Genomic DNA, 17,791 nt, shown 5'->3' with positions numbered 1-17,791 from the left:
GGTAATGAGCACCATTGACATCCTTTCGCCGGCAGGCGACAAGGCCGGTACCGTCGAGCTCCCCGCGGAGATCTTCGACGCCAAGACCAGCGTTCCGCTGATCCACCAGGTCGTTGTCGCTCAGCTGGCTGCTGCCCGTCAGGGCACGCACAAGACCAAGACCCGTGGCGAAGTCCGTGGTGGTGGCCGCAAGCCGTACCGCCAGAAGGGCACCGGCCGCGCCCGTCAGGGTTCGACCCGCGCTCCGCAGTTCGCCGGCGGTGGCGTTGTCCACGGCCCGCAGCCGCGTGACTACTCGCAGCGGACCCCGAAGAAGATGAAGGCCGCCGCCCTCCGCGGTGCCCTCTCGGACCGTGCGCGTCACTCCCGCATCCACGTCGTCACCGGCGTGGTCGAGGGTGCCGCCTCCACGAAGGCCGCCAAGACGCTGTTCGGCAAGATCTCGGAGCGCAAGAACCTGCTCCTGGTCGTCGACCGCTCCGAAGAGGCCGCGTGGCTGTCCGCCCGCAACCTGCCCCAGGTTCACATCCTGGAGCCGGGCCAGCTGAACACGTACGACGTGATCGTCTCTGACGACGTGGTCTTCACTCAGACCGCTTTCGAGTCCTTCGTGTCTGGCCCCAAGGCCGACGAGACCGAAGGGAGCGACGCCTGATGTCTGAGGCGACCGTTACCAGCAAGACCTTCACCGACCCGCGCGACCTGCTGATCAAGCCGGTTGTCTCGGAGAAGAGCTACGCGCTGCTGGACGAGAACAAGTACACGTTCATCGTCGCGCCCGGCTCCAACAAGACCCAGATCAAGCAGGCCGTGGAAGCGGTCTTCGGGGTCAAGGTCACCGGGGTCAACACGATCAACCGTCAGGGTAAGCGCAAGCGCACCAAGACCGGTTTCGGCAAGCGCGCTGACACCAAGCGCGCCATCGTGACCCTCGCTGAGGGCGACCGAATCGACATCTTCGGCGGCCAGGCCTCCTAACGGAGGTCTAGTCGTCCGGAATCGGACGAGGACTGAGAAATGGGTATCCGCAAGTACAAGCCGACGACCCCGGGCCGTCGTGGCTCCAGCGTCGCCGACTTTGTCGAGATCACGCGGTCCACGCCGGAGAAGTCGCTGGTTCGCCCTCTGCACAGCAAGGGCGGCCGTAACAACACCGGCCGGATCACCGTTCGCCACCAGGGTGGTGGACACAAGCGCGCCTACCGTGTGATCGACTTCCGTCGTCACGACAAGGACGGCGTGCCGGCCAAGGTCGCGCACATCGAGTACGACCCCAACCGCACCGCGCGCATCGCGCTCCTGCACTACGCGGACGGCGAGAAGCGCTACATCATCGCGCCGAAGAGCCTGAAGCAGGGCGACCGGATTGAGAACGGCCCCACGGCCGACATCAAGCCGGGCAACAACCTCGCGCTCCGCAACATCCCGGTCGGTACCACGATCCACGCGATCGAGCTCCGTCCCGGTGGCGGCGCGAAGTTCGCCCGTTCGGCCGGTGCCTCCGTGCAGCTGCTGGCGAAGGAGGGCACCATGGCCCACCTTCGTATGCCGTCCGGTGAGATCCGTCTCGTCGACGCGCGCTGCCGCGCCACGGTCGGCGAGGTCGGCAACGCCGAGCAGTCGAACATCAACTGGGGCAAGGCCGGCCGTATGCGCTGGAAGGGCGTTCGCCCGTCCGTCCGCGGTGTCGCGATGAACCCGGTTGACCACCCGCACGGTGGTGGTGAGGGCAAGACCAGTGGTGGTCGCCACCCGGTCTCCCCGTGGGGTCAGAAGGAGGGTCGTACTCGCTCGCCGAAGAAGGCTTCGAGCAAGTACATCGTCCGCCGCCGCAAGACGAACAAGAAGCGCTAGGAGCGGGTTTAGATGCCGCGCAGTCTCAAGAAGGGGCCCTTCGTCGACGACCACCTCGTAAAGAAGGTGGATGTCCAGAACGAAGCCGGCACCAAGAACGTCATCAAGACCTGGTCCCGTCGCTCGATGATCATCCCCAGCATGCTGGGTCACACCATCGCGGTGCACAACGGCAAGACCCACGTCCCGGTGTTCGTCACCGAGTCGATGGTCGGCCACAAGCTCGGCGAGTTCTCGCCGACTCGCACCTTCCGCGGCCACGTCAAGGACGACCGGAAGTCGAAGCGCCGCTAAAGGCGGGGTGGTTACGACTATGACTTACACCGAAGGGACAACCATGGAAGCCAGGGCCCAGGCGCGGTACATCCGCGTCACGCCCATGAAGGCCCGCCGAGTGGTGGACCTTATCCGTGGCATGGATGCCACGGAGGCTCAGGCGGTCCTGCGTTTCGCCCCGCAGGCCGCGAGCGTGCCGGTTGGCAAGGTGCTTGACAGCGCCATCGCCAACGCAGCACACAACTACAACCACCCGGACGCCTCCACGCTGGTCATCAGCGAGGCGTACGTGGACGAGGGCCCGACCCTGAAGCGGTTCCGTCCGCGTGCCCAGGGCCGTGCCTACCGGATCCGCAAGCGGACCAGCCACATCACCGTGGTCGTCAGCAGCAAGGAAGGTTCCCGGTAATGGGCCAGAAGGTAAACCCGCACGGGTTCCGACTCGGCATTACCACCGACTTCAAGTCGCGTTGGTACGCCGACAAGCTGTACAAGGACTACGTCAAGGAAGACGTCGCCATCCGTCGGATGATGACGTCCGGCATGGAGCGCGCCGGCATCTCGAAGGTTGAGATCGAGCGCACCCGTGACCGCGTGCGTGTGGACATCCACACCGCTCGTCCGGGCATCGTCATCGGCCGCCGTGGCGCCGAGGCCGACCGCATCCGCGGTGACCTCGAGAAGCTCACGGGCAAGCAGGTCCAGCTGAACATCCTCGAGGTCAAGAACCCCGAGCTCGATGCCCAGCTGGTCGCTCAGGCCGTTGCCGAGCAGCTCTCCTCCCGCGTCTCCTTCCGTCGCGCCATGCGTAAGAGCATGCAGGGCACGATGAAGGCCGGCGCCAAGGGCATCAAGATCCAGTGTGGCGGCCGTCTCGGCGGCGCCGAGATGTCCCGCTCCGAGTTCTACCGCGAAGGCCGTGTGCCGCTGCACACCCTCCGCGCGAACGTGGACTACGGCTTCTTCGAGGCCAAGACCACCTTCGGCCGTATCGGTGTGAAGGTCTGGATCTACAAGGGCGACGTCAAGAACATCGCCGAGGTTCGCGCCGAGAACGCTGCGGCCCGTGCGGGTAACCGCCCGGCCCGTGGCGCGCAGGGCGCTGGCGACCGTCCCGCCGGCCGTGGTGGCCGTGGTGGCGAGCGCGGCGGCCGTGGTGGCCGCAAGCCGCAGCAGGCTGCTGGTGTCGAGGCCCCCAAGGCCGACGCTCCCGCCGCCGCTCCGGCTGAGAGCACCGGAACGGAGGCCTGACCGACATGCTGATCCCTCGTAGGGTCAAGCACCGCAAGCAGCACCACCCGAAGCGCCGCGGTATGGCCAAGGGCGGTACTGAGGTCACGTTCGGCGAGTACGGCATCCAGGCGCTGACCCCGGCTTACGTGACGAACCGCCAGATCGAGGCGGCTCGTATTGCGATGACCCGCCACATCAAGCGTGGCGGCAAGGTCTGGATCAACATCTACCCGGACCGCCCGCTCACCAAGAAGCCTGCCGAGACCCGCATGGGTTCCGGTAAGGGTTCTCCCGAGTGGTGGATCGCCAACGTGCACCCGGGCCGGGTCATGTTCGAGCTGTCCTACCCGAACGAGAAGATTGCTCGTGAGGCGCTCACCCGCGCTGCTCACAAGCTTCCGATGAAGTGCCGGATTGTTCGGCGCGAGGCAGGTGAGTCGTGATGGCGACGGGAACCAAGGCGTCCGAGCTGCGTGAGCTCGGCAACGAGGAGCTCGTTGGCAAGCTGCGCGAGGCCAAGGAGGAGCTGTTCAAGCTCCGCTTCCAGGCGGCCACGGGTCAGCTGGAGAACAACGGCCGGCTCAAGTCCGTCCGTAAGGACATCGCTCGCATCTACACCCTGATGCACGAGCGTGAGCTCGGTATCGAGACGGTGGAGAGCGCCTGATGAGCGAGAACAACGTGACTGAGAACACCGCGCGCGGTTTCCGCAAGACCCGTGAGGGTCTGGTTGTCAGCGACAAGATGGACAAGACCGTCGTCGTCGCTGTCGAGGACCGCGTCAAGCACGCCCTGTACGGCAAGGTCATCCGCCGTACGAACAAGCTCAAGGCGCACGACGAGCAGAACGCTGCCGGCGTCGGCGACCGCGTCCTCATCATGGAGACGCGTCCGCTGTCGGCGAGCAAGCGCTGGCGCATCGTCGAGATCCTCGAGAAGGCCAAGTAAGCACCTGAGGGGTTTCCCTTAGGTTCGTTCCGCCAGGCTCGGTGGGGGCGGTAGCTCTTCGGAGTGAGGCCCCCGCCGGGAACCGGCAGACAAACAGGAGATACACGTGATCCAGCAGGAGTCGCGACTGCGTATCGCCGACAACACTGGTGCCAAGGAAATCCTTTGCATCCGTGTTCTCGGTGGTTCCGGTCGCCGCTACGCGGGCATCGGTGACGTCATCGTCGCCACCGTCAAGGACGCGATCCCCGGTGGCAACGTGAAGAAGGGTGACGTCGTCAAGGCGGTCATCGTTCGCACCGTCAAGGAGCGTCGCCGCCAGGACGGCTCGTACATCCGCTTTGACGAGAACGCCGCCGTCATTCTGAAGAACGACGGCGACCCTCGCGGCACCCGTATCTTCGGCCCGGTGGGCCGTGAGCTGCGCGAGAAGAAGTTCATGAAGATCATCTCGCTCGCGCCGGAGGTGCTGTAAGCATGAAGATCAAGAAGGGCGACCTGGTTCAGGTCATCACCGGTAAGGACAAGGGCAAGCAGGGCAAGGTCATCGTTGCCTTCCCCGCTGACAACCGCGTCCTCGTCGAGGGTGTCAACCGGGTCAAGAAGCACACCAAGGCTGCGCAGAACCAGGCCGGTGGCATTGTGATCACCGAGGCCCCGGTCCACGTCAGCAACGTTCAGCTGGTTGTGGAGAAGGACGGCAAGAAGGTCGTCACCCGCGTCGGCTACCGCTTCGACGACGAGGGCAACAAGATCCGCGTTGCCAAGCGGACGGGTGAGGACATCTGATGGCTACCACTCCGCGTCTCAAGACGAAGTACCGCGAGGACATCGCGGGCAAGCTGCGTGAGGAGTTCTCCTACGAGAACGTCATGCAGATCCCCGGCCTCGTGAAGATCGTGGTCAACATGGGTGTGGGCGACGCCGCCCGCGACTCCAAGCTGATCGACGGCGCCATCAAGGACCTGACGACGATCACCGGTCAGAAGCCGGCCGTCACGAAGGCCCGCAAGTCCATCGCGCAGTTCAAGCTTCGCGAGGGTCAGCCGATCGGCTGCCACGTCACCCTCCGTGGTGACCGCATGTGGGAGTTCCTGGACCGTACGCTGTCGCTCGCGCTGCCGCGTATCCGTGACTTCCGTGGTCTGTCGCCGAAGCAGTTCGACGGCCGTGGCAACTACACCTTCGGTCTCACGGAGCAGGTCATGTTCCACGAGATCGACCAGGACAAGATCGACCGTACCCGGGGTATGGACATCACCGTGGTCACCACGGCGACCAACGACGCTGAGGGCCGCGCGCTCCTTCGTCACCTCGGCTTCCCCTTCAAGGAGGCGTAAGCGAGATGGCGAAGAAGGCTCTCATCGCGAAGGCTGCCCGCAAGCCCAAGTTCGGTGTGCGTGCGTACACCCGCTGCCAGCGCTGCGGTCGTCCCCACTCCGTGTACCGCAAGTTCGGCCTGTGCCGCGTGTGCCTTCGTGAGATGGCTCACCGTGGCGAGCTGCCGGGCGTGACCAAGAGCTCCTGGTAAATCCCCCTCGTCCGCAAGGACTTGGGAAGTACCAGGCACTCTCGGTAAGCATCTGGTCGGCGGATGCCCGGCCGCGCATGCCTTAGGCTTGTGTGGTTGGGCGTCCGCCGCCCATAACGACTTACTACGCCGTAGGTCCCCGCACCGCACCCGTCCCGCCACTGAGTGGGGAGAGGGATGGCGCATACAGGAAACCCCGGCGAGAGAGGCCGAAGGCCACTTCATGACCATGACTGACCCGATCGCAGACATGCTGACCCGTCTGCGTAACGCTAACTCGGCGTACCACGACACTGTCGTGATGCCGCACAGCAAGATCAAGTCGCACATCGCGGAGATCCTCAAGCAGGAGGGTTTCATCACCGGCTGGAAGGTCGAGGACGCCGAGGTCGGCAAGAACCTCGTCCTCGAGCTGAAGTTCGGGCCGAACCGTGAGCGCTCCATCGCGGGCATCAAGCGGATCTCGAAGCCCGGTCTGCGCGTGTACGCAAAGTCCACCAACCTGCCGAAGGTCCTCGGCGGCCTGGGCGTGGCGATCATCTCCACGTCCCACGGTCTCCTGACCGGCCAGCAGGCAGGCAAGAAGGGCGTAGGTGGGGAAGTCCTCGCCTACGTCTGGTAGTCGGGAACGGAGGAAAAGCAATGTCGCGAATCGGCAAGCTCCCCATCCAGGTTCCCGCCGGTGTGGACGTCACCATCGACGGCCAGACGGTCGCCGTGAAGGGCCCCAAGGGTTCCCTCACGCACGTCGTCAAGGCGCCGATCGAGATCGTCAAGGGTGAGGACGGCGTTCTGAACGTCACCCGCCCGAACGACGAGCGTCAGAACAAGGCCCTGCACGGCCTGTCCCGCACGCTGGTGGCGAACATGATCACCGGTGTGACCACGGGATACGTCAAGGCTCTCGAGATCAGCGGTGTTGGTTACCGCGTCGCCGCGAAGGGCTCCGACCTGGAGTTCCAGCTTGGCTACAGCCACCCGATCCTGATCGAGGCGCCCGAGGGCATCTCCTTCAAGGTCGAGTCGCCCACCAAGTTCTCGGTCGAGGGCATCGACAAGCAGAAGGTCGGCGAGGTCGCCGCCAACATCCGCAAGCTGCGGAAGCCCGACCCGTACAAGGCCAAGGGTGTCAAGTACGCCGGCGAGGTCATCCGCCGCAAGGTCGGAAAGGCTGGTAAGTAGCCATGGCATACGGTGTGAAGATCGCCAAGGGCGACGCGTACAAGCGCGCTGCCAAGGCTCGCCGCCACATCCGCATCCGCAAGAACGTCTCGGGTACGGCGGAGCGTCCGCGCCTCGTCGTGACGCGTTCCAACCGCAACATCGTTGCTCAGGTCATCGACGACCTCCAGGGTCACACCCTGGCGTCGGCGTCGACCCTGGACGCTTCGATCCGCGGTGGCGAAGGCGACAAGAGCGCCCAGGCCCAGGCTGTCGGCGCGCTCGTCGCCGAGCGTGCCAAGGCTGCGGGTGTCGAGACCGTCGTGTTCGACCGCGGTGGCAACCGATACGCCGGGCGCATTGCCGCTCTGGCTGACGCCGCCCGCGAAGCCGGGCTGAAGTTCTAAGCCCCGGTTCCGGGACTCACGGACGTAACAGAGAGAGGTAATCCAATGGCTGGACCCCAGCGCCGCGGAAGCGGTGCCGGTGGCGGCGAGCGGCGGGACCGGAAGGGTCGCGACGGTGGCCCTGCCGCCGAGAAGACCGCTTACGTTGAGCGCGTTGTCGCGATCAACCGCGTCGCCAAGGTTGTCAAGGGTGGTCGCCGCTTCAGCTTCACCGCGCTGGTCGTGGTGGGCGACGGTGACGGCACCGTAGGTGTCGGTTACGGCAAGGCCAAGGAAGTTCCCGCGGCCATCGCCAAGGGTGTCGAGGAAGCCAAGAAGAACTTCTTCAAGGTTCCGCGCATCCAGGGCACCATCCCGCACCCGATCCAGGGCGAGAAGGCGGCCGGCGTTGTCCTGCTGAAGCCTGCTTCCCCCGGTACCGGTGTTATCGCCGGTGGCCCGGTGCGCGCCGTTCTGGAGTGCGCCGGCGTTCACGACATCCTGTCGAAGTCCCTGGGCTCCGACAACGCGATCAACATCGTGCACGCGACCGTGGCGGCCCTCCAGGGCCTGCAGCGTCCCGAGGAGATCGCGGCTCGCCGTGGTCTGCCCCTCGAGGACGTCGCCCCCGCGGCTCTGCTTCGTGCACGTGCTGGGGCGGGTGCGTAATGGCTCGCCTCAAGATCACGCAGACGAAGTCGTACATCGGCAGCAAGCAGAACCACCGCGACACGCTGCGTTCGCTCGGGCTCAAGCGCCTGAACGACGTCGTCGTCAAGGAGGACCGCCCCGAGTTCCGCGGAATGGTGCACACCGTCCGCCACCTCGTGACGGTTGAGGAGGTTGACTAACATGGCTGAGAGCAGCCCGCTGAAGGCCCACAACCTCCGTCCCGCCCCCGGCGCCAAGACCGCGAAGACCCGTGTCGGTCGTGGTGAGGCGTCGAAGGGTAAGACGGCCGGTCGTGGTACGAAGGGCCAGAAGGCCCGTTACCAGATCCCGCAGCGCTTCGAGGGTGGGCAGATGCCCCTCCACATGCGTCTGCCGAAGCTCAAGGGCTTCAAGAACCCGTTCCGCACCGAGTTCCAGGTCGTGAACCTGGACAAGCTCGGCGCTCTCTACCCCGAGGGTGGAGAAGTCACGGTGGCCGACCTGGTCGCCAAGGGCGCGGTTCGCAAGAACAGCCTCGTCAAGGTCCTGGGCCAGGGCGAGATCTCCGTTGCGCTGCAGGTTTCGGTTGACGCCGTCTCCGGCTCCGCCAAGGAGAAGATTGCTGCCGCAGGCGGCACCGTCACCGAGCTCGTCTAAGACGAACTCAGTGATTAATAGCTGAAACCCGACCGGGGATGCCTCACATTTGGGGCATCCCCGGTTGGTCGTTCCACGGGGGGCAGTATCGCCGGTAAGGTGGCCTGCACCTTTAGCTTTGTCGTATACGTCGATCCCTCAGACCGTCACCTCTGACGCAGTAGCGCGGGGGTCGCAGGAGGCACCGTGCTCACCGCGTTCGCCCGGGCGTTCAAGACGCCCGACCTGCGCAACAAGCTGCTCTTTACGCTCGGCATCATCGTGCTGTATCGGCTCGGGTCCCACATCCCGGTTCCCGGCGTGAGCTACAAGAACGTTCAGATCTGTGTCGACTCGATGGGCAGCAGCAACAGCCTGTTCGGGCTCGTCAACATGTTCAGTGGCGGTGCGCTGCTGCAGATCACGATCTTCGCGCTCGGCATCATGCCGTACATCACGGCCAGCATCATCCTGCAGCTGCTGACCGTGGTCATCCCGAAGCTGGAGACCCTCAAAAAAGAGGGTCAGTCCGGCACGGCGAAGATCACGCAGTACACGCGCTATTTGACGGTCGCGCTCGCGATCCTGCAGGGCACCGGCCTCGTCGCCACGGCCCGCAGCGGCGCCCTGTTCGCGGGTTGCCCCGCCGCGCGCGAGATCGTTCCGGACCGATCGATCTTCACCACCGTCGTCATGGTCGTCACCATGACCGCCGGTACCTGTGTCGTCATGTGGCTCGGTGAGCTCATCACCGACCGCGGCATCGGCAACGGCATGTCGATCCTCATGTTCATCTCGATCGCCGCCGGCTTCATCGGCGCCCTCTGGCAGATCAAGCTCCAGGGCAAGATCGCCGACGGTTGGGTCGAGTTCGGCGTGGTCATGCTGGTCGGCCTCGCGATGGTCGGCCTGGTGGTCTTCGTCGAGCAGGCGCAACGCCGGATTCCGGTCCAGTACGCGAAGCGCATGATCGGCCGCCGTGCCTACGGCGGTACGTCCACCTACATCCCGCTCAAGGTGAACCAGGCGGGCATCATCCCCGTCATCTTCGCCTCGTCGCTGCTGTACATCCCGGCGCTGATCGTTCAGTTCAGCGGTTCGCAGGCCGGCTGGGCCACCTGGATCCAGAAGCACTTCGTCAAGGGCGACCACCCGTACTACATCGCGGCCTACTTCCTCCTGATCGTCTTCTTCGCGTTCTTCTACGTGGCGATTTCCTTCAACCCCGAGGAAGTTGCAGACAACATGAAGAAGTATGGTGGGTTCATCCCGGGTATCCGCGCCGGTCGACCTACCGCCGAGTACCTGAGCTACGTACTCAACCGGATCACCTGGCCGGGGTCGCTGTACCTGGGTCTGATCGCTCTTGTGCCGACGATGGCGTTGGCCGGCTTCGGAGCGAACCAGAACTTCCCGTTCGGCGGGACGAGCATCCTGATCATCGTGGGTGTGGGTCTGGAAACCGTGAAGCAGATCGAGAGCCAGCTCCAGCAGCGTAATTACGAAGGGTTCCTCCGCTGATGCGAATCGTCCTCGTCGGACCGCCCGGTGCGGGCAAGGGAACGCAGGCCACCGTCCTTGCCAAGACCCTGTCCATCCCGCACATCTCCACGGGCGACCTGTTCCGGGCCAACATCAGCCAGGGCACCGAGCTCGGCCAGCGTGCGAAGGCGTTCATGGACGCCGGCGACCTCGTCCCCGACGAGATCACCATCGGCATGGCCAAGGACCGCATGGAGCAGCCGGACGCCGCGAACGGCTTCCTGCTCGACGGCTTCCCGCGCAACGTGTCGCAGGCCGAGGCCCTCGACGTGATGCTGAAGGCCGAGGGCATGAACCTCGACGCCGTCCTCGACCTGGAGGTCGAGGAGGACGAGGTCGTCAAGCGCCTCGCCGGCCGGCGCACCTGCCGCAACGACGGCGCGCACGTCTTCCACGTCGCGTACCACCCGCCGAAGACCGAGGGTGTCTGTGACATCTGCGGCGGCGAGCTGTACGTGCGTGAGGACCAGTCCGAGGACGCGGTCCGCAACCGTCTGGACGTGTACCACACGCAGACCGAGCCGATCATCGACTACTACAAGGCCCAGGGCCTCGTGTCGACGATCCCGGCGCTCGGTGAGGTCGCGGACGTGACGCAGCGCGCGATGGACGCCCTCAACAAGTAGTTCCCTTGCTGTGAAAGTACGGCCGCGGTGTCCTTCGGGCGCCGCGGCCGTACTGTTGAGAAGACCCAGCAGACCCAGCAGACCCCGGTTCAGAAGGTGGAAGGCACGGCATGGTGCAGATCAAGACCCCCGAGCAGATCGCGAAGATGCGCGAGGCGGGGCTGGTCGTCGCGGCGATCCACGCGGCGACCCGTGAGGCGGCCGTCCCCGGCGCCACGACGCGCGATCTGGACATGGTGGCCCGCAAGGTCATCGCGGACGCCGGCGCCAAGTCGAACTTCCTCGGGTACGGCGGTTTCCCCGCGACCATCTGCACCTCGGTGAACGAGGTCGTCGTCCACGGCATCCCGGACGACAAGACGGTCCTCAAGGACGGCGACATCATCTCGATCGACGCCGGCGCGATCGTCGACGGCTGGCACGGCGACGCCGCGTACACCGCCTTCGTGGGCACTGGGCACGCGCCTGAGCTCCTGGAGCTCTCCCGGGTGACCGAGGAGTCCATGTGGGCCGGCATCGCCGCCATGAAGCTCGGCAACCGCCTCGTGGACATCTCGAAGGCGATCGAGACGTACATCAAGCGCCAGCCGCGGCCGACGACCGGTGAGCACAGCCTCGGCAAGTTCGGGATCATCGAGGACTACGGCGGCCACGGCATCGGATCCGAGATGCACATGGACCCCCACCTGCTGAACTACGTCTCGCGCAAGCGGGGCAAGGGGATCAAGCTCGTCCCGGGCGTCTGCCTGGCGATCGAGCCGATGGTCTCCCTGGGCACGGCGCAGACCGAGGTCCTGGCGGACGACTGGACGGTCATCACGACCGACGGCACCTGGTCCTCGCACTGGGAGCACTCCATCGCGCTGACCGAGGCGGGCCCGATCGTCCTGACCAGCCCGGACTGCGGCAAGGCGAAGCTGGCGGAGTACGGCGTGTCCACCGCGCCCGACCCGCTTGGTTAATGATCTAGTCTGTGGGGCAAACTTTCCGGATTCGTCTTTCTGGGTGCCCTGACGTAGACTGACTCGTCGGCTCCTTTGCACCCGCATGTCCTCATGTGAAGCAGGGAGCTGATCAAGGTAGCCGATTCGAAAGGCGAAGCGTGGCCAAGAAGCAAGGTGCCATCGAAATCGAGGGCACCGTGATCGAGTCCCTCCCGAACGCGATGTTCAAGGTGGAACTCCAGAACGGTCACAAGGTCCTCGCGCACATCAGCGGCAAGATGCGCATGCACTACATCCGCATCCTGCCCGATGACCGGGTTGTCGTGGAGCTCTCCCCGTACGACCTGACGCGTGGCCGGATCGTCTACCGATACAAGTAGATCTTGCTTTCACTCCGTCCGGGCGTCTTGTCCGGCGCGGGTGGTGGCACTGACCCGGAGAACCTCACCAACATGAAGGTCAAGCCGAGCGTCAAGAAGATCTGCGACAAGTGCAAGGTGATCCGCCGTCACGGCCGGGTCATGGTCATCTGCGACAACCTGCGCCACAAGCAGCGCCAGGGCTGACGCACGCCGACCGACCTGCACTACGCAGTTCTTCGCGCGACGTAAGAAAACGTACATACGCAGAACCCGCCCAGCCCTGAGAAGGGCCGGCGGCACCTCCGGCGGGGGCCGGGGACCCGGACGTACCACCACCCATCAGGTGTGGTCGGCGGTCGGGGTCGGTTCTGCGGAAGACCCCCGAACACACAGGAGCCATTGAATGGCACGCGTTTCCGGTGTTGACATCCCGCGCGAAAAGCGTGTGGAGATCGCACTCACCTACGTCTTCGGTATCGGGCGCACCCGGTCCAAGGAGATCCTCGCCTCCACCGGCGTGAACCCGAACACCCGCGTTCGTGACCTGGCCGAAGAGGACCTGGTCAAGATCCGCGAGTACGTGGACGCCAACCTCCGCACCGAGGGTGACCTCCGCCGCGAGATCCAGGCCGACATCCGTCGCAAGGTCGAGATCCAGTGCTACCAGGGTATCCGCCACCGTCGCGGCCTCCCGGTGCACGGTCAGCGCACCAGCACGAACGCGCGTACCCGCAAGGGCCCGCGTCGCGCGATCGCCGGTAAGAAGAAGCCGGGCAAGAAGTAGTCCTGTTCAGCGGTCTTGCGCTGTAGGACCGACCACCTCCCGTAGGAGATTTAGATGCCCCCCAAGGGTCGTCAGGGCGCTGCCAAGAAGGTGCGCCGCAAGGAAAAGAAGAACGTCGCTCACGGGCACGCCCACATCAAGAGCACGTTCAACAACACCATCGTCTCGATCACGGACCCCTCGGGCAACGTGATCTCCTGGGCCTCCGCCGGCCACGTCGGCTTCAAGGGCTCGCGCAAGTCCACCCCCTTCGCCGCGCAGATGGCCGCCGAGTCGGCCGCCCGTCGCGCGCAGGAGCACGGCATGCGCAAGGTTGACGTCTTCGTCAAGGGTCCGGGCTCCGGCCGCGAGACCGCGATCCGCTCCCTCCAGGCCACTGGCCTCGAGGTCGGCTCGATCCAGGACGTCACCCCCACCCCGCACAACGGCTGCCGCCCGCCGAAGCGCCGCCGCGTCTGACGCAGCGGACGCACCTGTGCGTTCTTGAGTGTCCGGGCGGTACGACCCCTTCGGGGGCCGTGCCGCCCGTACCCTTGCAGTAGCCGTACTCCGGTACGGCATCCCGTCGGGCGTCAAATAGTGGGCGTCCACGAATGAAGGAACACAGACATGCTTATCGCTCAGCGTCCTTCGCTGACCGAAGAGGTCGTCGACGAGTACCGCTCGCGGTTCGTGATCGAGCCGCTGGAGCCGGGCTTCGGCTACACCCTCGGCAACTCCCTGCGCCGTACGCTCCTGTCGTCCATCCCGGGTGCCGCTGTCACCAGCATCCGCGTGGACGGCGTCCTGCACGAGTTCACCACCGTGCCGGGCGTCAAGGAAGACGTCACCGACATCATCCTCAACATCAAGCAGCTGGTCGTCTCCTCGGAGCACGACGAGCCGGTCGTGATGTACCTGCGCAAGCAGGGTCCCGGCCTGGTCACCGCTGCTGACATCGCGCCCCCGGCCGGTGTCGAGGTGCACAACCCGGACCTGGTCCTCGCCACGCTCAACGGCAAGGGCAAGCTGGAGATGGAGCTGACCGTCGAGCGCGGTCGCGGCTACGTCTCCGCCGTCCAGAACAAGCAGCTGGGCCAGGAGATCGGCCGCATCCCGGTCGACTCCATCTACAGCCCGGTCCTCAAGGTCACCTACAAGGTCGAGGCGACCCGAGTCGAGCAGCGCACCGACTTCGACAAGCTGATCGTCGACGTCGAGACCAAGCAGGCCATGCGCCCGCGCGACGCCATGGCGTCCGCCGGTAAGACCCTGGTCGAGCTGTTCGGTCTGGCGCGCGAGCTCAACATCGACGCCGAGGGCATCGACATGGGCCCCTCGCCGACGGACGCGGCCCTGGCCGCCGACCTGGCGCTGCCGATCGAGGAGCTCGAGCTCACGGTCCGCTCGTACAACTGCCTCAAGCGCGAGGGCATCCACTCCGTGGGTGAGCTCGTGGCCCGCTCCGAGGCCGACCTGCTCGACATCCGCAACTTCGGTGCGAAGTCGATCGACGAGGTCAAGGCGAAGCTGGCCGGCATGGGCCTGGCGCTCAAGGACAGCCCGCCCGGATTCGACCCGACCGCCGCGGCTGACGCCTTCGGCGCCGATGACGATGCCGACGCCGGCTTCGTCGAGACCGAGCAGTACTAAGCAGCACCCGTAGATCTTTCCCGCGGCATCCGCCTCGGGGGAACTGACACCGGTACCTGACACGGCCGGTGCAGATATGAAGGAGTAACACCATGCCGCGTCCCGCAAAGGGTGCCCGTCTGGGCGGCTCCGCCGCGCACGAGAAGCACCTTCTCGCGAACCTCGCGAAGGCGCTCTTCGAGCACGGCCGCATCACCACGACCGAGGCCAAGGCCCGTCGCCTGCGTCCCTACGCCGAGCGTCTGGTCACCAAGGCGAAGAAGGGCGACATCCACAACCGTCGCCTGGTGCTGCAGACGATCACGGACAAGAGCATCGTGCACACGCTGTTCACCGAGATCGCCCCGCGCTACGAGAACCGCCCCGGTGGTTACACGCGCATCACCAAGATCGGCAACCGTCGTGGCGACAACGCCCCGATGGCCGTGATCGAGCTGGTCGAGGCCCTTACGGTCGCCCAGCAGGCCACTGGTGAGGCCGAGGCCGCCACCAAGCGCGCCGTGAAGGAGGCGGAGGCCACCGAGGCTCCCGCCGCCGAGGAGACCAAGGAGGCCTGATCCCGCTTCGGGATCACGCTGAACGGCTCTGAACGGGCCCGCCCCCTTCCGGGGCGGGCCCGTTTGCCGTTCGTCCGCAAGACGCAGCTGAGAGGATCTGTCACGTGAGTGACGAGGTGGAGCCCGGGCACGTCCGGGTGCGGCTGGACCTGAGCTACGACGGCAAGGACTTCTCCGGCTGGGCCAAGCAGCGCGTGCTGCGGACCGTGCAGGGGGAGCTGGAGTCGGCCCTGCAGACCGTGATGCGGCTGCCGGACCCCGTCGAGCTGACCGTCGCCGGGCGCACCGACGCCGGTGTGCACGCGCGCGGGCAGGTCGCACAGTTCGACCTGGCCGAGGAGGTCTGGGCCGAGCACCAAGACAAGCTGCTGCGCCGGCTCGCGGGCAGGCTGCCGCACGACGTACGGGTGTGGAAGGCCGCCGAGGCCCCCGAGGGCTTCAACGCGCGGTTCTCCGCGATCTGGCGCCGCTACGCCTACCGCGTCGGCGACCACCAGGCCGGCGTGGATCCGCTGCGCCGCGGGCACGTTCTCTGGCACCAGTGGCCGCTGGACGTGGACGCCATGAACGAGGCCGCCGCCGCACTCGTGGGGGAGCACGACTTCGCCGCGTACTGCAAGAAGCGCGAGGGCGCCACGACCATCCGTACGCTCCAGCAGCTCAGCTGGGAGCGCGCCGAGGACGGGATCATCACCGCGACCGTCCGCGCCGACGCCTTCTGCCACAACATGGTCCGCTCGCTCGTCGGGGCCCTGCTGCACGTCGGGGACGGCCACCGGCCGACCGACTGGCCCGGGAAGGTGCTGGCCGCGGGCGTACGGGATTCCTCGGTGCACGTGGTCAAGCCGCACGGGCTGACCCTGGAGGAGGTCGGCTACCCGGCCGACGAGCTGCTGGCCGCCCGCAGCAAGGAGGCGCGCAACATGCGCACCCTGCCCGGAGCCGGCTGCTGCTGACCTCCGGGAAACCGGTTTGGGCGTATCGCCGCCGGGCCTGGACAATGCCCCGCATGGGACATCTCGAAGCCAGCCACCTGGAGTACTACCTTCCCGACGGGCGGGTCCTGCTCCCCGACGTCTCCTTCCGCGTGGGGGAGGGGTCGGTCGTCGCCCTGGTCGGGGCGAACGGGGCCGGCAAGACCACCCTGCTCAAGATGATCTCCGGCGAGCTCCAGCCGCACGGCGGCGCGGTCACGGTCAGCGGCGGGCTCGGCGTGATGTCGCAGTTCGTGGGCTCGGTCCGGGACGAGACGACCGTACGGGACCTGCTGGTCTCGGTCGCGCAGCCGCGGATCCGGGCGGCCGCGAAGGCCGTGGACGCGGCCGAGCAGCTGATCCTGACGGTGGACGACGAGGCCGCGCAGATGGCGTACGCGCAGGCGCTCAGCGACTGGGCCGACGTACAGGGCTACGAGGCGGAGACCCTGTGGGACGTGTGCACGATGGCCGCGCTGGCCATCCCGTACGACAGCGCGCAGTTCCGCGAGGTGCGCACGCTGTCGGGCGGTGAGCAGAAGCGGCTCGTGCTGGAGGCGCTGCTGCGCGGGCCGGACGAGGTGCTGCTGCTCGACGAGCCGGACAACTACCTGGACGTCCCGGGCAAGCGGTGGCTGGAGGACCAGCTGAAGGCGACGCGCAAGACGGTGCTCTTCGTCTCGCACGACCGGGAGCTGCTGACCCAGGCGGCCGAGAAGATCATCAGCCTGGAAGCGAGCCCGACGGGCTCCGACGTCTGGGTGCACGGCGCGGGCTTCGACACCTACCACGACGCCCGCAAGGAGCGCTTCGCGCGCTTCGAGGAGCTCAAGCGGCGCTGGGACGAGGAGCACGCCCGGCTGAAGGCCCTGGTGCTGCGGCTGCGCGGCCAGGCCGCGAGCAGCCCCGACATGGCCTCGCGGTACAAGGCGATGCAGACCCGCTTCCAGAAGTTCGAGGAGGCCGGCCCGCCGCCGGAGCCGCCGCGGGAGCAGGACATCCGGATGCGGCTCAAGGGCGGCCGTACCGGAGTGCGCGCGCTGACCGTGGAGAACCTGGAGCTCACGGGCCTGATGAAGCCCTTCTCGCTGGAGGTCTTCTACGGGGAGCGGGTCGCGGTCCTCGGCTCGAACGGCTCCGGCAAGTCGCATTTCCTGCGGATGCTGGCGGGCGAGGACGTCAAGCACACCGGCACGTGGAAGCTGGGCGCCCGGGTGGTTCCCGGCCATTTCGCGCAGACCCACGCCCACCCGGAGCTGTTCGGGCGCACCCTCGTCGACATCCTGTGGACGGAGGCCGCGAAGCCGCTCGGCGCGGCGATGGGCGCGCTGCGCCGCTACGAGCTGGAGCGACAGGGCGACCAGCCCTTCGAGAGGCTGTCGGGCGGCCAGCAGGCGCGATTCCAGATCCTGCTGCTGGAACTGGCAGGGACCACGGCGCTGCTGCTGGACGAGCCGACGGACAACCTGGACCTGGAATCGGCGGAGGCGCTGCAGGACGGGCTGGAGGCGTACGAGGGCACTGTGCTGTGCGTCACGCACGACCGCTGGTTCGCGCGCACTTTTGACCGTTACCTGGTCTTCGGTTCGGACGGTGTTGTGCGGGAGACTCAGGAACCCGTCTGGGACGAACGTAGGGTCGAGCGCAAGCGCTAGGGGAGACCGCCCCGGCGAGCATGCCGAGGGGGAGGCGTC

Annotated in this window: 30 protein-coding genes; all 30 read left to right on the top strand. The window is 66.3% G+C overall.

Going from position 1 to position 17,791, the window contains the following annotated elements:
- The first annotated feature begins 4 nt into the window (after positions 1-4).
- Positions 5-655 carry a 50S ribosomal protein L4 gene (gene rplD, locus ACZ7GJ_RS11960; protein ID WP_373914420.1) on the top strand — a complete coding sequence of 217 codons (651 nt, stop codon included), beginning with the start codon at positions 5-7 and terminating at the stop codon, positions 653-655.
- Positions 655-978, top strand: a complete 324-nt coding sequence (gene rplW / locus ACZ7GJ_RS11955) for a 50S ribosomal protein L23 (RefSeq protein ID WP_030154694.1) — start codon at positions 655-657, stop codon at positions 976-978. Before rplD ends, rplW begins: the two co-directional genes overlap by 1 nt.
- A 39-nt stretch (positions 979-1,017) precedes the next feature.
- On the top strand, positions 1,018-1,854 hold the full coding sequence (gene rplB, locus ACZ7GJ_RS11950) for a 50S ribosomal protein L2 (RefSeq protein WP_069921522.1): 837 nt from the start codon (positions 1,018-1,020) through the stop codon (positions 1,852-1,854).
- Positions 1,855-1,866: 12 nt separating this feature from the next.
- Positions 1,867-2,148: a 30S ribosomal protein S19 gene (rpsS, locus tag ACZ7GJ_RS11945; protein ID WP_008739713.1), complete on the top strand. Its 282-nt coding sequence runs from the start codon at positions 1,867-1,869 to the stop codon at positions 2,146-2,148.
- Between the two features lie 43 nt (positions 2,149-2,191).
- Positions 2,192-2,539, top strand: coding sequence for a 50S ribosomal protein L22 (gene rplV, locus ACZ7GJ_RS11940; RefSeq protein ID WP_007265904.1), 348 nt, complete (start codon positions 2,192-2,194; stop codon positions 2,537-2,539).
- Complete coding sequence (rpsC, locus tag ACZ7GJ_RS11935; protein ID WP_030230639.1) at positions 2,539-3,381, top strand: 30S ribosomal protein S3; 843 nt, start codon at positions 2,539-2,541, stop codon at positions 3,379-3,381. The genes rplV and rpsC overlap by 1 nt, the downstream gene beginning before the upstream one ends.
- Positions 3,382-3,386: 5 nt before the next feature.
- Entirely contained in the window at positions 3,387-3,806 is a 420-nt protein-coding gene (gene rplP / locus ACZ7GJ_RS11930; RefSeq protein ID WP_243629930.1) for a 50S ribosomal protein L16, read from the top strand.
- Positions 3,806-4,030 carry a 50S ribosomal protein L29 gene (rpmC, locus tag ACZ7GJ_RS11925; protein WP_008739703.1) on the top strand — a complete coding sequence of 75 codons (225 nt, stop codon included), beginning with the start codon at positions 3,806-3,808 and terminating at the stop codon, positions 4,028-4,030. The genes rplP and rpmC overlap by 1 nt, the downstream gene beginning before the upstream one ends.
- Positions 4,030-4,311 carry a 30S ribosomal protein S17 gene (gene rpsQ / locus ACZ7GJ_RS11920; protein ID WP_470751108.1) on the top strand — a complete coding sequence of 94 codons (282 nt, stop codon included), beginning with the start codon at positions 4,030-4,032 and terminating at the stop codon, positions 4,309-4,311. Before rpmC ends, rpsQ begins: the two co-directional genes overlap by 1 nt.
- A gap of 106 nt (positions 4,312-4,417) precedes the next feature.
- The gene (rplN, locus tag ACZ7GJ_RS11915) at positions 4,418-4,786 is read left to right on the top strand and encodes a 50S ribosomal protein L14 (protein WP_008739701.1); all 369 of its coding nucleotides are present in this window, start codon (positions 4,418-4,420) and stop codon (positions 4,784-4,786) included.
- A gap of 2 nt (positions 4,787-4,788) precedes the next feature.
- A complete protein-coding gene (gene rplX, locus ACZ7GJ_RS11910) occupies positions 4,789-5,100 on the top strand; it encodes a 50S ribosomal protein L24 (RefSeq protein WP_030008468.1) in 312 nt (103 codons plus the stop codon).
- On the top strand, positions 5,100-5,651 hold the full coding sequence (gene rplE / locus ACZ7GJ_RS11905) for a 50S ribosomal protein L5 (RefSeq protein ID WP_030008469.1): 552 nt from the start codon (positions 5,100-5,102) through the stop codon (positions 5,649-5,651). The genes rplX and rplE overlap by 1 nt, the downstream gene beginning before the upstream one ends.
- A gap of 5 nt (positions 5,652-5,656) precedes the next feature.
- A complete protein-coding gene (locus ACZ7GJ_RS11900; protein ID WP_003956452.1) occupies positions 5,657-5,842 on the top strand; it encodes a type Z 30S ribosomal protein S14 in 186 nt (61 codons plus the stop codon).
- A gap of 223 nt (positions 5,843-6,065) precedes the next feature.
- A complete protein-coding gene (gene rpsH / locus ACZ7GJ_RS11895) occupies positions 6,066-6,464 on the top strand; it encodes a 30S ribosomal protein S8 (RefSeq protein WP_007265911.1) in 399 nt (132 codons plus the stop codon).
- Between the two features lie 20 nt (positions 6,465-6,484).
- Complete coding sequence (gene rplF, locus ACZ7GJ_RS11890) at positions 6,485-7,024, top strand: 50S ribosomal protein L6 (protein ID WP_365919400.1); 540 nt, start codon at positions 6,485-6,487, stop codon at positions 7,022-7,024.
- A 2-nt stretch (positions 7,025-7,026) separates the two neighbouring features.
- Complete coding sequence (gene rplR, locus ACZ7GJ_RS11885) at positions 7,027-7,410, top strand: 50S ribosomal protein L18 (RefSeq protein WP_030026334.1); 384 nt, start codon at positions 7,027-7,029, stop codon at positions 7,408-7,410.
- A gap of 45 nt (positions 7,411-7,455) precedes the next feature.
- Entirely contained in the window at positions 7,456-8,058 is a 603-nt protein-coding gene (gene rpsE / locus ACZ7GJ_RS11880) for a 30S ribosomal protein S5 (protein ID WP_030388857.1), read from the top strand.
- Positions 8,058-8,240, top strand: coding sequence for a 50S ribosomal protein L30 (gene rpmD, locus ACZ7GJ_RS11875; RefSeq protein ID WP_005313525.1), 183 nt, complete (start codon positions 8,058-8,060; stop codon positions 8,238-8,240). Before rpsE ends, rpmD begins: the two co-directional genes overlap by 1 nt.
- A gap of 1 nt (position 8,241) precedes the next feature.
- The gene (gene rplO, locus ACZ7GJ_RS11870) at positions 8,242-8,697 is read left to right on the top strand and encodes a 50S ribosomal protein L15 (protein WP_330298080.1); all 456 of its coding nucleotides are present in this window, start codon (positions 8,242-8,244) and stop codon (positions 8,695-8,697) included.
- Between the two features lie 186 nt (positions 8,698-8,883).
- The gene (secY, locus tag ACZ7GJ_RS11865) at positions 8,884-10,197 is read left to right on the top strand and encodes a preprotein translocase subunit SecY (RefSeq protein ID WP_470751104.1); all 1,314 of its coding nucleotides are present in this window, start codon (positions 8,884-8,886) and stop codon (positions 10,195-10,197) included.
- Positions 10,197-10,844, top strand: coding sequence for an adenylate kinase (locus ACZ7GJ_RS11860; RefSeq protein ID WP_470751103.1), 648 nt, complete (start codon positions 10,197-10,199; stop codon positions 10,842-10,844). The genes secY and ACZ7GJ_RS11860 overlap by 1 nt, the downstream gene beginning before the upstream one ends.
- 110 nt (positions 10,845-10,954) lie before the next feature.
- On the top strand, positions 10,955-11,806 hold the full coding sequence (gene map, locus ACZ7GJ_RS11855) for a type I methionyl aminopeptidase (RefSeq protein ID WP_365919407.1): 852 nt from the start codon (positions 10,955-10,957) through the stop codon (positions 11,804-11,806).
- 140 nt (positions 11,807-11,946) lie between these two features.
- Positions 11,947-12,168, top strand: a complete 222-nt coding sequence (gene infA / locus ACZ7GJ_RS11850; protein WP_003956442.1) for a translation initiation factor IF-1 — start codon at positions 11,947-11,949, stop codon at positions 12,166-12,168.
- Between the two features lie 72 nt (positions 12,169-12,240).
- Positions 12,241-12,354, top strand: coding sequence for a 50S ribosomal protein L36 (rpmJ, locus tag ACZ7GJ_RS11845; RefSeq protein ID WP_003956441.1), 114 nt, complete (start codon positions 12,241-12,243; stop codon positions 12,352-12,354).
- Between the two features lie 199 nt (positions 12,355-12,553).
- Positions 12,554-12,934: a 30S ribosomal protein S13 gene (rpsM, locus tag ACZ7GJ_RS11840; protein ID WP_030710357.1), complete on the top strand. Its 381-nt coding sequence runs from the start codon at positions 12,554-12,556 to the stop codon at positions 12,932-12,934.
- 54 nt (positions 12,935-12,988) lie between these two features.
- Positions 12,989-13,393 carry a 30S ribosomal protein S11 gene (gene rpsK / locus ACZ7GJ_RS11835; RefSeq protein ID WP_003956432.1) on the top strand — a complete coding sequence of 135 codons (405 nt, stop codon included), beginning with the start codon at positions 12,989-12,991 and terminating at the stop codon, positions 13,391-13,393.
- A 150-nt stretch (positions 13,394-13,543) separates the two neighbouring features.
- Positions 13,544-14,566, top strand: coding sequence for a DNA-directed RNA polymerase subunit alpha (locus ACZ7GJ_RS11830; RefSeq protein ID WP_007265920.1), 1,023 nt, complete (start codon positions 13,544-13,546; stop codon positions 14,564-14,566).
- 92 nt (positions 14,567-14,658) lie between these two features.
- On the top strand, positions 14,659-15,123 hold the full coding sequence (gene rplQ, locus ACZ7GJ_RS11825) for a 50S ribosomal protein L17 (RefSeq protein ID WP_069921530.1): 465 nt from the start codon (positions 14,659-14,661) through the stop codon (positions 15,121-15,123).
- A 104-nt stretch (positions 15,124-15,227) separates the two neighbouring features.
- On the top strand, positions 15,228-16,079 hold the full coding sequence (gene truA, locus ACZ7GJ_RS11820) for a tRNA pseudouridine(38-40) synthase TruA (RefSeq protein WP_470751102.1): 852 nt from the start codon (positions 15,228-15,230) through the stop codon (positions 16,077-16,079).
- Between the two features lie 53 nt (positions 16,080-16,132).
- Positions 16,133-17,752, top strand: coding sequence for an ABC-F family ATP-binding cassette domain-containing protein (locus tag ACZ7GJ_RS11815; RefSeq protein ID WP_470751101.1), 1,620 nt, complete (start codon positions 16,133-16,135; stop codon positions 17,750-17,752).
- The last annotated feature ends 39 nt before the right edge of the window (positions 17,753-17,791 follow it).

The organism is Streptomyces sp. NPDC037242 (assembly GCF_055604165.1).
Note: the sequence above shows the minus strand (reverse complement) of the source record. Positions and strands in the feature narration are given on the sequence as shown.